Raw genomic sequence first — 12895 nt, 5'->3', positions numbered from 1 at the left:
ACCCTCAAAGGGCATTCTAGCAGTGTTCAGTCCATCGCCATCAGCCCAGATGGCAAAACCCTTGTCAGTGGTAGTGGTGACAAGACCATCAAACTGTGGAATCTGGAGACAGGAGAGGAAATCCGCACCCTCAAAGGGCATTCTTTCTGGGTTGTTTCCATCGCCATCAGCCCAGATGGTAAAACTATTGCTAGTGGTAGTTGGGACAACACAATCAAACTGTGGAATCTGGCAACAGGAGAAGAAATCCGCACCCTCAAAGGGCATTCTAGCAGTGTTCAGTCCATCGCCATCAGCCCAGATGGCAAAACCCTTGTCAGTGGTAGTGGTGACAAGACCATCAAAATTTGGCGGCTAGAGTAGCGTAGTAACGTAGGGTGTGTGACGGCAGCGATAAAATTTAAAACATCACCCACATATTCAACTTGCCGTCACGCACCAAACAGATATCAGTAATACGAATCATGATAAAACCACCGTAGTTAGTGGTAGTCAAGACAAAACCATCAAAACTTGGCGGCTAGAGTAGCGAGTGCTAAGTTAGCAGTTTTGCATATTGAGCTAGACACAGAAAAATTAACCTAAACTAAAATCAAAATAACTTGCTCCTAAATCTCAAAACAAATGAACTGGAAACTTGACGAAGCACAACAAAAACTGCCAGAGGTAATTGATGCTATTACGTCAGAACCTCAGTTAATCTTCAAGCAGGATAAATTAGTTGCTGCAATCATAGAACCTAAACTTTTTCAAGCCTTCCTTGCTTGGTATCACCAACAAAAAGTCTCTTCCCTCGCAGATGCTTTTGTAGAATTACGTCAACTCTGTGCTGAAGAAAATTATATTTTAGAGACACCTGCACGATGTAGCGATCGCCATATCCCATTTGCAGAGGAATAGCATAAGCTTTCTCTGCGATACTAACATTATTAGTGAATTAGCTTAATATTAAGCCTGAAAGTGTGAAAACCGACAGCATATTTTATCGCCTATTTCAAGAATTCCCCAGCATTTTCTTTGAACTAATTGGCAACCCTCCCGAAACCGCCAACATCTATCAATTTGCTTCCGTTGAAATTAAACAAACAGCTTTCAGAATTGATGGTGTATTTCTTCCCACCCAAGATGAAGCCAACCCGATTTATTTTGCCGAAGTCCAATTTCAAACTGACTCAGACATTTACTTGCGCCTTGTTTCAGAAATATTTTTATATCTACGCCAAAATAAACGTCAACATACTTGGCGAGGCGTGGTCATCTATCCCAGCCGTAATATAGATACTGGTGAGCGACAAGATTGTGATGAGTTTTTTATTAGCGATCGCATCAGTATAATTTACTTAGACGAGCTAGGCGAAGCTGCATCGCTACCAATAGGTATTGCTACCATCAAATTAGTCATTGAAAATGCAGATACAGCCATTACTACCGCCAGGGAATTAATCAACCGTACCCAGCAAGCAGAAAACTCGCAATTTCCACAAAAACAATTACTAGAATTAATAGAGACAATCTTGGTTTATAAATTTCCTCAAATGAGTCGAAAGGAGATAGAGGCGATGTTTGGATTAAGTGAATTGAAGCAGACGCGGGTTTATCAAGAAGGTAAACAAGAAGGACATTTGGAAGCAAAATTAGAAGCTGTACCTAAACTTTTAGCACTGGGTTTAACTGTGGAACAGATAGCGCAGGCTTTAGATTTGGATATTGCACAAGTCCAGCAAGCACTTCCAAATGAGTAAGTATATTAACGCTCAGATACCCGACTTTTGAGAAAAATCGGGTATCTTGTTTTTTATTATTGCTAAACTCCACTGCCAGAAATAGCAATTTTCCCCACAGTGCGTTCACTCTCGCTATACGCATGAGCCGCCGCTAGTTCCTGTAGGGGATAGGTGCGATCAATCACAGTTCTTACTTTCCCCGATTCAATCAACTCTTTCAGGTAAACTAAGTCTTGCGCGTTGGGTTTCTCCATCACAAACTTTGCTTTTTGACCAGGAAAGAACATGGACAAAAAACCCTGGATTAAAACGTCTGGGGTGGGTAGAGTGCTGATGTATACCCCGTTGGGTTTGAGAACTTTTTTACAATGAGCAAGCGATCGCTTGGCTACCGCATCAAAGATAATGTCATACTGTATCATCTCGGCGGTAAAGTCTTGTTCTGTATAATCAATAACGCGGTCTGCTCCTAAAGATTTCACAAACTCTAAATTTTTGGTACTGCAAACTCCTGTCACCTCAGCATTGAAAGCTTTAGCAATTTGCACTGCAAACATACCTACCCCACCCGCAGCACCATTAATTAATACCTTCTGTCTGGGGAGGATATGACCCAAATCGCGCAAAGCTTGCAGTGCTGTCATGGCGGCTAACGGTACAGTAGCCGCTTCCTCATAGCTCAAATTCGTCGGTTTTAACGCCGCCAAATTTTCTGGAACAGCCGCAAATTCTGCATAAGCTCCCCCTGGAAACTTAGTGCTACCGTAAATTGCATCTCCCACTCGAAAACGTGTGACTTGCGAACCAACAGCAACCACTTCCCCCGCCACATCAAACCCCAAAATCATCGGGAATTTATTCCCAGTCAGAAAGCTCAACATTCCTTTGCGGGTTTTCCAGTCGATGGGGTTAACACTGCTAGCGTGTACCCTCACTAATAATTCGTCAGGTTTGATTTGCGGCTGCTCTAATTCTTCATACTGTAAAACATCAGTAGCTCCATACCGCCGGATAATCACTGCTTTCATCCCATTCCTCCTGCTACCCTGTGTTCTTGATTGAGTGCGTTATGAGTTTAGTTTAGTGATTCGATGATGATTGAGTAACTTTCAAGAGTGGTATTGATAGCGTTGTTTTTGCATCTAACTCCAGAAACTCAACAATATGGTGCTGTTAACACGATGGATGTGTAGAGACGTTGCAGTGCAACGTCTCCATAGGCGTGATGATTTTTGCAAATTCTCATTCCCTATATTTTGAGAGTATTTAAACCTAGAATAAAAACAGAAATAAAGTTAAAATTATTGAAAATAATCTGCATTAACATTGCCCTTTGTCAAAGCTTGTAAAGCCTACTAGATAAGACTTATCAGCACTATTGACTATCACTTTTAATTAAACATTAAAAAAATATAAATTGCATTTTTCCCTAAAAAAAAATGATATGTTGGATACAGAATTGAATTTCGCACGTATCTGGGGTATTACAACGTAATATACCCCAGTTTTTCCCTCCTCAATCCCTTGCTAATTATGACTTTGAGCAAGATTTCTGGAGGATTTGAGTACAAAACTGTATAGTCAGAAATTAGCCCAAACAGCACTCAAACCTTTGCTAGTATTGGGTCATAGATGAGTACAACTAAATCCTGAACCCCTTTCCATAAATACTCGTACCCCAACTAAAAAATACTAGAACCCCTACCCGAAAAGATTTTTTAAAATTATTTAAACCCGCTCAAAATCACAGTTTTAGATTTTGAGTACAACCCTAATAAATCCAATAAATTCTATTCCAGAGTGTCGCAGCGAGGCAGTCAAAGACTACTGCTATAAATCTTATATCGCCAATCACTTAACGCTTCTACATAAAACAAAAGCCGAAAGTGAGTGGAGGGATGAGATAGCACTATGCCTTCCTGAATAGAAGTCGCGGCTGTACACACAAATTCTACCAAGACCCAAAGTTGACACACACCAGCCGAAACCCCAGGACTTCATCGCCTAACCTACTTAGCGAATCCGCTACAGGTAGTGTAACAGAAGCGACTTCTATTCGTCAGGCAACAAAAGTAGCAACGGCATCTCCCACAGTGGCAGCTAGTCCACCGACCTTTGCGAAATTCAATGACACTACCAGTTACAGGCTCTTCCGTTACTGAATCGACCTCTACCCAAGCAAAATCAGGTGGTTGCGGATGCGACAGCAAAAGCAGCTCCACCGTGGAAATCGATGAAAAGCTCCAAGAACGCATTGCTAAACATCCCTGCTACAGCGAAGAAGCTCATCATCATTATGCCAGGTTGCACGTTGCAGTAGCTCCTGCTTGTAACATTCAGTGCAACTATTGCAATCGTAAATATGACTGCGCTAACGAAAGTCGTCCTGGAGTAGTTAGCGAATTACTCACACCAGAAGAAGCAGCACACAAAGTTTTAGTTATTGCAGGCAAAATTCCCCAAATGACAGTTTTGGGAATTGCTGGCCCTGGCGATCCTCTGGCGAACCCAGAAAAGACTTTCCGCACCTTTGAGTTGATTGCAGACAAAGCCCCAGATATTAAGCTGTGTCTATCAACCAACGGTTTAATGCTGCCGGAATATATCGATCGCATTAAACAACTAAATATCGACCACGTTACCATCACCCTAAATACCATTGACCCAGAAATCGGCGCACAGATTTATTCTTGGGTTCATTACAAACGTAAACGTTACAGAGGCGTAGAAGGCGCGAAGATTCTCCTAGAGAAGCAGATGGAAGGCTTACAAGCCCTTAGAGAAGCCGACATCTTGTGCAAAGTCAACTCCGTCATGATTCCCGGCATCAACGACCAACATCTAGTTGAAGTCAACAAGATGATTCGGGAAAACGGTGCATTCTTGCACAACATCATGCCTCTAATTTCTGCCCCGGAACACGGTACACACTTTGGCTTAACAGGTCAGCGCGGCCCTTCACAGAAAGAACTCAAGTCGGTGCAAGACCAATGTGCTGGCAACATGAAAATGATGCGCCATTGCCGCCAGTGCCGCGCCGATGCTGTAGGTTTATTAGGAGAAGACCGTAGCCAAGAATTTACTAAAGATAAATTCTTGGAAATGGACTCAGAATATGACTTCGCTAAACGCCAAGAAGTTCACGCAGGTATTGAGAAATTTAGAGAAGAACTGAAAGTAGCGAAAGAAAAGGTACTGATTGGCAAGCAACAAGTTGCCAACAGCCCCAAAATCTTAGTTGCAGTCGCAACCAAAGGCGGCGGATTAGTTAACCAACACTTCGGTCATGTGAAGGAATTCCAAGTTTACGAAGTGGATGGCAGCGAAGTTCGGTTTATCAGTCACCGTAAGGTAGATCATTATTGTCAAGGTGGATACGGCGAAGCAGCCACATTTGACAATATTGTGAAAACAATAGCAGATTGCAAAGCAGTTTTAGTTGCCAAAATTGGCGAATCTCCCAAAGAAAAACTGCTCCAAGCTGGCATACAGACTGTAGAAGCTTACGACGTGATTGAGAAAGTTGCTTTAGAGTTTCACGAGCAATACGTCAAAGAAGGGAATAAGGAATAGGTTACAGGGAACAGGTTACAGGGAACAGATGATTTCCTATCACCTGTCACCTCTCACCTGTCCCCTCTCCCCACTCACTACTCCCACTCAACAAGGAGAATAGTCATGGCTTACCAAATCACCAGCCAATGTATTTCCTGCAAGCTCTGTCTGTCTGTATGTCCTACTGGTGCAATCAAAATTGCTGAAGACGGTCAACACTGGATTGATACCGAATTATGTACAAATTGCGTTGGTAGCATTCACACCGTCCCTCAATGTAAGGCTGGTTGCCCCACCTGCGATGGTTGCGTTAAAGTACCTAGCGATTATTGGGAAGGTTGGTTTGCTAACTACAACCGAGTTATAGCGAAATTGACAAAAAAACAAGACTATTGGGATCTTTGGTTTAATTGTTATTCTCAAAAATTTTCTGAACAGTTGCAAAAGCATCAGGGTGAAATCTTAGGGGTATAAAGATGAGTGTTATTTATCTCGACAATAATGCTACCACTAAGGTAGACCCAGACGTTGTAGAGGCAATCATGCCCTACCTGACCGATTATTACGGCAATCCTTCTAGTATGCACACCTTCGGGGGGCAACTTGGGAAGGCAGTAACAAAAGCCAGAGAACAGGTTGCAGCTTTGTTGGGTGCTGATGAATCAGAAATTATTTTTACTAGTTGTGGAACTGAAGGTGATAATGCCTCCATTCGCGCTGCATTGTTAGCCCAACCAGAAAAACGTCACATCATCACTACGCAAGTTGAACACCCCGCAGTCTTGAATGTCTGCAAACAATTAGAAACCCAAGGCTATAGTGTTACCTATCTTTCAGTAAATCGTCACGGGCAATTGGATCTAGATGAACTAGAAGCCTCGTTGACAGGTAACACTGCCTTGGTGACGATTATGTATGCCAACAACGAAACCGGAACTATATTCCCCATTGAAGAGATTGGGATGCGGGTTAAGGAACGTGGCGCAATTTTCCATGTAGACGCGGTGCAAGCAGTAGGTAAGATACCTCTGAATATGAAGACCAGCACCATCGATATGTTAACCATATCTGGTCACAAAATCCACGCACCCAAAGGTATTGGTGCTTTGTATGTGCGGCGTGGTGTGAGATTTCGTCCCTTGCTCCTTGGTGGACACCAAGAACGCGGCCGGCGTGCAGGTACAGAGAATGTACCGGGAATTGTTGGCTTAGGTAAAGCCGCAGAATTAGAATTAATACACATAGAAACAGCGATTAAGAAAGAAACAAGGCTGCGCGATCGCCTGGAACAAACCTTACTCGCTAAAATCTCTAACTGTGAAGTTAACGGCGACATTACGCAGAGATTGCCCAACACCACTAATATTGGTTTTAAATACATTGAAGGCGAAGCTATTCTGCTCTTCCTGAACAAACATGGCATCTGTGCGTCCTCTGGTTCAGCTTGTACCTCTGGTTCACTCGAACCATCCCACGTCCTCCGGGCAATGGGTTTACCATATACAATCCTCCACGGTTCGATTCGCTTCAGTCTTTGTCGCTACACTACAGAAGCACAAATCGATCGCGTTATTGCAGTCATGCCCGAAATTGTCGAACGCCTCCGCGCGCTCTCACCCTTCAAAAATGACGAAGCGGGTTGGCTGCAAGCACAAGCACAAACATTGGCTCATCATTAATTAGGGGATAGGGTACAGGTTACAGGGGACAGATAATTTTCTATCACCTGTCACCTGTCACCTATCACCTGTCACCTATCTTCACTCAGCACTCGGAACTAAATATGTGGGACTACACAGATAAAGTATTAGAACTGTTTTACGATCCCAAGAATCAGGGAGTCATCGAAGAAAACGGCGAACCTGGCGTGAAGGTTGCCACGGGAGAAGTAGGTAGTATTGCTTGTGGTGATGCGCTGAGACTGCACATCAAAGTTGAAGTCGAATCTGATACGATTGTTGACTCTCGCTTCCAAACCTTTGGCTGCACCAGTGCGATCGCTTCTTCTAGCGCATTAACAGAAATGATTAAGGGTCTGACCTTAGATGAAGCCCTAAAAGTTTCTAATAAAGACATAGCTAATTACCTCGGTGGCTTGCCAGAAGCCAAAATGCACTGCTCTGTCATGGGGCAAGAAGCTCTAGAAGCTGCTATCTATAACTATCGTGGCATTCCTCTTGCTACCCATGATGACGATGATGAAGGGGCGTTAGTTTGTACTTGCTTTAGTATCAGTGAAAACAAAGTTCGTCGCGTGGTTACAGAGAATAACCTTACTAGCGCCGAAGATGTAACAAATTACATCAAAGCTGGTGGCGGTTGCGGTTCTTGTTTAGCTAAAATTGATGATATCATTAAAGATGTAAAGGAAAAGAACGCCGCAACGAATCTCAACACAAATGGCGTGAACCCTGCTAAAGAAATAGCTAATTCCGGGCAGAAACGACCGTTAACCAACGTTCAGAAGATAGCCCTGATCCAAAAAGTATTAGATGAAGAAGTTAGACCAGTATTGATAGCCGACGGCGGAGATGTAGAACTCTACGACGTAGACGGTGATATTGTCAAAGTAGTGCTGCAAGGCGCGTGTGGCTCTTGTTCTAGCTCTACAGCAACTTTAAAGATAGCAATTGAATCAAGATTACGCGATCGCATCAGTCCCAGTCTTGTAGTAGAAGCAGTCTAGCACTCACAACTCAAGACTCAACACTCAGCACTCAACACTCAGCACTCAGCACTCAGCACTCAGCACTCAGCACTCAGAACTAAATCTTATGCACACTAATTCTATTGGTTTTTCTGTGGAGCGATCGCCCCCTTTCTAGCGACGTTCTACATGAGGCTCACTGCCAAAGCTCCATCCGGCATGAGCAGCCCACAAACAAACGCAAAGACCCACCAACCAACTAACCAACTAATTGCAGGAATAAAGAACCATGACTGACGAAAACATTAGACAGATAGCTTTCTACGGTAAAGGCGGTATCGGTAAATCTACCACCTCCCAAAACACCCTAGCAGCTATGGCAGAAATGGGTCAGCGCATTATGATTGTAGGTTGCGACCCTAAAGCCGACTCCACCCGTTTGATGCTCCACGCCAAAGCTCAAACAACCGTTCTTCACTTGGCTGCTGAACGCGGTGCAGTAGAAGATTTAGAACTCCACGAAGTCATGTTGACTGGTTTCCGTGGCGTTAAGTGCGTAGAATCTGGTGGTCCAGAACCCGGTGTAGGTTGCGCCGGTCGTGGTATCATCACCGCCATTAACTTCCTAGAAGAAAACGGTGCTTACCAAGACCTAGACTTCGTCTCCTACGACGTATTAGGTGACGTTGTATGTGGTGGTTTCGCTATGCCTATCCGTGAAGGTAAAGCACAGGAAATCTACATCGTTACCTCTGGTGAAATGATGGCGATGTACGCTGCAAACAACATCGCTCGCGGTATTTTGAAATATGCTCACACTGGTGGTGTGCGTTTGGGTGGTTTGATTTGTAACAGCCGTAAAACTGACCGGGAAGCCGAATTGATTGAAAACTTGGCTGAACGTTTGAACACCCACATGATCCACTTCGTACCTCGTGACAACATCGTTCAACACGCAGAATTGCGCCGGATGACAGTTAACGAATACGCACCAGACAGCATTCAAGGTAATGAATACCGTGCATTAGCCAAGAAAATCATCAACAACGACAAGCTCACCATTCCTACACCAATTGAAATGGATGAACTAGAAGCACTGTTGATCGAATACGGTATCCTTGACGACGATACCAAGCACGCAGAAATCATTGGTAAGCCCGCAGAAGCTACCAAATAGGTAATGCCGTAATTAGGAGATACGGAGAAAGGAAGATGAGGAAGTAATTTTCCTTCCCACTCTCCCTTCCCCACTTCTCCCTCTCCCCTCCCTTTAATCCTTCTATTCCCCCATTCGTAAGAGTCATCGAGGCAGACTATGACACCTCCAGAAAACAAGAATCTTGTAGATGAAAATAAGGAACTTCTTCAAGAAGTTCTCAAAGCTTATCCCGAAAAATCTCGCAAAAAACGCGAAAAACACCTCAACGTCCACGAAGAAAGCAAGTCTGATTGCGGCGTTAAGTCTAACATCAAATCCGTTCCTGGTGTAATGACCGCCCGTGGTTGTGCTTATGCAGGTTCTAAGGGTGTGGTTTGGGGTCCTATTAAGGACATGATCCACATCAGCCACGGTCCTGTAGGTTGCGGTTACTGGTCTTGGTCTGGTCGTCGTAACTACTACGTTGGTGTAACTGGTATCAACTCCTTTGGTACTATGCACTTCACCTCCGACTTCCAAGAACGCGACATCGTTTTCGGTGGTGACAAAAAACTCATTAAACTCATTGAAGAACTCGACGTTCTTTTCCCTCTCAATCGTGGTGTTTCCATTCAATCTGAATGTCCCATCGGTCTAATTGGGGATGACATCGAAGCTGTAGCTAAGAAAACTTCTAAGCAAATTGGTAAGCCTGTTATACCCTTACGTTGCGAAGGTTTCCGTGGTGTATCTCAGTCTTTAGGACACCACATTGCTAACGACGCTATCCGTGACTGGATTTTCCCAGAATATGACAAGCTGAAGAAAGAAAACAGACTTGACTTCGAGCCAAGCCCCTATGATGTAGCCTTAATCGGTGACTACAACATCGGTGGTGATGCTTGGGCCAGCCGGATGTTGTTGGAAGAAATGGGCTTACGTGTAGTAGCTCAGTGGTCTGGTGATGGTACTCTCAACGAGTTGATCCAAGGGCCTGCGGCTAAGTTGGTTCTGATCCACTGCTACCGTTCTATGAACTACATCTGCCGTAGTTTGGAAGAAGCTTACGGTATGCCTTGGATGGAGTTCAACTTCTTCGGTCCTACCAAGATTGCTGCATCTTTACGTGAAATCGCAGCTAAATTTGACTCCAAGATTCAAGAAAACGCCGAGAAGGTAATTGCTAAGTACACACCTGTAATGAAGTCTGTACTTGAGAAGTACCGTCCTCGTCTAGAAGGTAACACCGTCATGTTGTACGTAGGTGGTCTACGTCCTCGTCACGTTGTTCCCGCTTTTGAAGACTTGGGTATCAAGGTTGTTGGTACTGGCTACGAATTCGGTCACAACGACGACTACAAACGTACAGCTGACTACATCGATAACGCCACCATCATTTACGATGACGTTACCGCCTACGAATTCGAGGAATTCGTAAAAGCTAAGAAGCCTGATTTAATCGCTTCTGGTATTAAAGAGAAGTACGTCTTCCAAAAGATGGGTCTTCCCTTCCGTCAAATGCACTCTTGGGATTACTCCGAACCTAGCTATGGGGTGCAGATGTCAGATGAGGTAAGGTTTTTTGGTGAAGGGAGAAAAAAGAGTCTATTTTTAGCCTAAATACGAGTTGTAGGGTTATCTAGGAACAATATATTTTTGCTGCTTAAGACAATATAACTCTTATTGGGTCTGGTTTTTGGGTTTTGCTTAAATTTTGCCTAGATGAAAATTGTAAAATGAAAGACTATTTTGGTTGATGTTATTTTAGATTAATGTGGGTCGGTTGGGCGATCTCGTAGCCTGTTGTAAATATCGCCTCAACTCTAGACAAAACAATTATTTGGGGTATTGGAGATAAATATTCGTTGGTCAAAATTTAGTAACGTGGATCGTAATCATCTCTCCAATCCCCGCCCAAATATAGACCACCATATTCTAATGCGTTGTCATTATTCGATAATGAAGAAATTTCATTAGCAACAGTAAATCCAAGTTTCTCCCGCCATGTTTGAAGCACTTCATATTCGATGTTTCCATCGAAGTATAAAAATCTAGCTGCTTCAAGAAAAGAATCTATAAGTTGCTTATGAGTTGCTAACAATATTTCATCTGGGCAGTTTAATACGTGAAGTATAGTGTCTGGGACTAGGATCAATTTGTGAAACTGTGAATGATTTAACTGAAAAACTTGGTTATTGACCAGTAAGTCATATTCACTATTTGAAATACTAACTAATTTTCCTATTACACCTGTCTTTGGGGATGCAAAATAATTACCAATTCTAGCTGATATCATAAGATTTGCTTCAGTAATGAAAGAGGAGAAGTTATCAGCACAAAAAGTTCATTTATATCAAAGATGTGAAATGTGTTACATAAGGACTGTAACTGCTTAGAATTTCTATGACTTTTTGGTGCAGTGCTGTTTAACAAATGTATGCTTATAAAGAGAATACCCAAAAGTTTCTGCTATATAATCAATTACCACTCTCTTTTTCTCTGAGACGCTATTACTGGATAGAGTGGTCGCTATACTAAGGTACGCCAAGGCACAAAAGATAATGTTTAGTAGGCGATCGCACTAAAAGAATGATAGGTTTCATATTTATATTAATTAACTTCAAGGCACTTCCCATGTATAATTTTTACACTAATTTTTGCTACACCCATGACAATCTTGACCACAGAAGCCCTCTGCATAGAAGCTGCGACATTTTCAGCCACTGAGTCCATACACCCAGAACCATTACTATACGGTGTGACTGATGGGAAAGCAGTCGGAACATATATAGAACAAAAGTTTAAACTTTATCTCAAACAACGGTATGAGTTTATCCAGGGGAATTCTGCAAGTGGTATTGACTTTCCAGGATTGCTTGTAGATGTCAAGGTAACAAGCATTAGACAACCACAATCATCATGTCCGTTTAAATCTGCACGGCAAAAGATTTTTGGGCTTGGGTATTCATTGCTGATTTTCGTCTACGATAAAACAGACAATAGCACCAACCGCACAGCAACCCTAAACATTTTGCATACGATTTACGTCAGTGCTGAAAGAACAGCAGATTTCCAGATGACTCGCGGAATCTGCAATATTTTGGCGAATGAAGGTAACAAAGATGATTTAATTGCCTTTATGAGCGATGTCTGCGACGGGCTACGCCTACGCAATCTACCCGTCGATGAGATTGAGGCGGGTAACATCGCAGACGAAATACTTAGAAATGAACCTATGCAGGGATTTTTGACCATTTCTAATGCTTTGCAGTGGCGGCTTCAATATGGAAGAGTAATAGAACGTGCTGGTCAAGAAGATGGCATACTTACTGTTTATAGAAATAATCCATGATTCATAATGTTGAGAAAAGAAAATTGGTTCTTCGGTTACTTTTATGGAGAATTAATAGTAAAATGCCAGTTTAATAAACTGCGTAATCTAAAATTACTAAAGTTACGAAAGCCATATCCAAGCCTTTTAATTAACTTGAGTTTATTATTAATTCCTTCTACAGTACCACTCGTAGTTCTGCCGTCAAAATAGCCGACTATTTCACCAAACCATCTAACGATTGTACCTATACTCTTCGGAAAATATGAAAGAGCATCATACATCCAATCTAGTAGTTTTACGATACTATCACCCCAAGATTTAGTTGTTTCAAATATATCTCGAAATTCTTCTTTGAGTGCGTGCATTTTCGCAAGTTTTGGTGAGACATCCTGCACAGATTTTAATTTTTCTTTTTGCTTTTCATTGAGAGACTCTTCATTTTTAAGTAGGGCTTGCAGAATAAACAAAAAACCTAGATAAATCAAGAGATTTGGGGG

The 12895-nt window shown here is 42.7% G+C and carries 13 protein-coding genes; 10 read left to right on the top strand and 3 right to left on the bottom strand.

Annotated features, from left to right (window positions below; genetic code table 11):
* The 3 genes from ACM0OR_RS26265 to ACM0OR_RS26255 form a co-directional block, all read left to right on the top strand.
* A partial coding sequence (locus tag ACM0OR_RS26265; protein WP_414579378.1) for a WD40 repeat domain-containing protein occupies nucleotides 1-363 on the top strand: 363 nt, incomplete at its 5' end.
* Between the two features lie 261 nt (nucleotides 364-624).
* Nucleotides 625-900 carry a prevent-host-death protein gene (locus ACM0OR_RS26260; protein WP_414579377.1) on the top strand — a complete coding sequence of 92 codons (276 nt, stop codon included), beginning with the start codon at nucleotides 625-627 and terminating at the stop codon, nucleotides 898-900.
* A gap of 62 nt (nucleotides 901-962) precedes the next feature.
* The gene (locus ACM0OR_RS26255; protein WP_414579376.1) at nucleotides 963-1742 is read left to right on the top strand and encodes an Rpn family recombination-promoting nuclease/putative transposase; all 780 of its coding nucleotides are present in this window, start codon (nucleotides 963-965) and stop codon (nucleotides 1740-1742) included.
* Between the two features lie 62 nt (nucleotides 1743-1804).
* On the opposite strand, the gene ACM0OR_RS26250 is transcribed toward ACM0OR_RS26255, so the two are convergent.
* A complete protein-coding gene (locus ACM0OR_RS26250; protein WP_414579375.1) occupies nucleotides 1805-2752 on the bottom strand; it encodes an NAD(P)-dependent alcohol dehydrogenase in 948 nt (315 codons plus the stop codon).
* A gap of 1099 nt (nucleotides 2753-3851) precedes the next feature.
* Between ACM0OR_RS26250 and nifB the strand changes: the two genes are divergently transcribed.
* From nifB to nifD, 6 genes are all read left to right on the top strand, one after another.
* A complete protein-coding gene (nifB, locus tag ACM0OR_RS26245; protein WP_414579374.1) occupies nucleotides 3852-5297 on the top strand; it encodes a nitrogenase cofactor biosynthesis protein NifB in 1446 nt (481 codons plus the stop codon).
* Nucleotides 5298-5402: 105 nt separating this feature from the next.
* Nucleotides 5403-5753, top strand: coding sequence for a DUF362 domain-containing protein (locus ACM0OR_RS26240; RefSeq protein WP_414579373.1), 351 nt, complete (start codon nucleotides 5403-5405; stop codon nucleotides 5751-5753).
* Between the two features lie 2 nt (nucleotides 5754-5755).
* Nucleotides 5756-6958, top strand: a complete 1203-nt coding sequence (nifS, locus tag ACM0OR_RS26235; protein WP_414579372.1) for a cysteine desulfurase NifS — start codon at nucleotides 5756-5758, stop codon at nucleotides 6956-6958.
* A 104-nt stretch (nucleotides 6959-7062) separates the two neighbouring features.
* Entirely contained in the window at nucleotides 7063-7965 is a 903-nt protein-coding gene (gene nifU, locus ACM0OR_RS26230) for a Fe-S cluster assembly protein NifU (protein ID WP_414579371.1), read from the top strand.
* A gap of 250 nt (nucleotides 7966-8215) precedes the next feature.
* Entirely contained in the window at nucleotides 8216-9103 is an 888-nt protein-coding gene (gene nifH, locus ACM0OR_RS26225; RefSeq protein WP_190698764.1) for a nitrogenase iron protein, read from the top strand.
* Nucleotides 9104-9241: 138 nt separating this feature from the next.
* Nucleotides 9242-10684: a nitrogenase molybdenum-iron protein alpha chain gene (gene nifD, locus ACM0OR_RS26220; protein ID WP_414579370.1), complete on the top strand. Its 1443-nt coding sequence runs from the start codon at nucleotides 9242-9244 to the stop codon at nucleotides 10682-10684.
* 256 nt (nucleotides 10685-10940) lie between these two features.
* On the opposite strand, the gene ACM0OR_RS26215 is transcribed toward nifD, so the two are convergent.
* A complete protein-coding gene (locus tag ACM0OR_RS26215) occupies nucleotides 10941-11360 on the bottom strand; it encodes a hypothetical protein (protein ID WP_414579369.1) in 420 nt (139 codons plus the stop codon).
* A gap of 372 nt (nucleotides 11361-11732) precedes the next feature.
* On the opposite strand from ACM0OR_RS26215, the gene ACM0OR_RS26210 reads away from it, so the two are divergent.
* Complete coding sequence (locus ACM0OR_RS26210; protein ID WP_414579368.1) at nucleotides 11733-12416, top strand: restriction endonuclease; 684 nt, start codon at nucleotides 11733-11735, stop codon at nucleotides 12414-12416.
* A 41-nt stretch (nucleotides 12417-12457) separates the two neighbouring features.
* Here the strand turns inward: ACM0OR_RS26210 and ACM0OR_RS26205 are convergent.
* The coding region (locus tag ACM0OR_RS26205; protein ID WP_414579367.1) for an ISL3 family transposase at nucleotides 12458-12895 on the bottom strand (438 nt) is incomplete at its 5' end.

Origin of the sequence: Anabaena sp. CCY 9402-a (genome assembly GCF_963920945.1) — a bacterium.
GTDB lineage: Bacteria > Cyanobacteriota > Cyanobacteriia > Cyanobacteriales > Nostocaceae > Trichormus > Trichormus minutissimus.
The sequence above is the reverse complement of the archived record's forward strand: the minus strand, read 5'-3'. Positions and strand labels throughout refer to the sequence as shown.

Excerpts from the sequence above, each read along its gene's own strand:
- ACM0OR_RS26260 (WP_414579377.1), top strand. The coding sequence starts at position 625 with ATGAACTGGAAACTTGACGAAGCACAACAAAAACTGCCAGAGGTAATT.
- ACM0OR_RS26250 (WP_414579375.1), bottom strand. The coding sequence starts at position 2,752 with ATGAAAGCAGTGATTATCCGGCGGTATGGAGCTACTGATGTTTTACAG.
- nifB (WP_414579374.1), top strand. The coding sequence starts at position 3,852 with ATGACACTACCAGTTACAGGCTCTTCCGTTACTGAATCGACCTCTACC.
- ACM0OR_RS26240 (WP_414579373.1), top strand. The coding sequence starts at position 5,403 with ATGGCTTACCAAATCACCAGCCAATGTATTTCCTGCAAGCTCTGTCTG.
- nifS (WP_414579372.1), top strand. The coding sequence starts at position 5,756 with ATGAGTGTTATTTATCTCGACAATAATGCTACCACTAAGGTAGACCCA.
- nifU (WP_414579371.1), top strand. The coding sequence starts at position 7,063 with ATGTGGGACTACACAGATAAAGTATTAGAACTGTTTTACGATCCCAAG.
- nifH (WP_190698764.1), top strand. The coding sequence starts at position 8,216 with ATGACTGACGAAAACATTAGACAGATAGCTTTCTACGGTAAAGGCGGT.
- nifD (WP_414579370.1), top strand. The coding sequence starts at position 9,242 with ATGACACCTCCAGAAAACAAGAATCTTGTAGATGAAAATAAGGAACTT.
- ACM0OR_RS26215 (WP_414579369.1), bottom strand. The coding sequence starts at position 11,360 with ATGATATCAGCTAGAATTGGTAATTATTTTGCATCCCCAAAGACAGGT.
- ACM0OR_RS26210 (WP_414579368.1), top strand. The coding sequence starts at position 11,733 with ATGACAATCTTGACCACAGAAGCCCTCTGCATAGAAGCTGCGACATTT.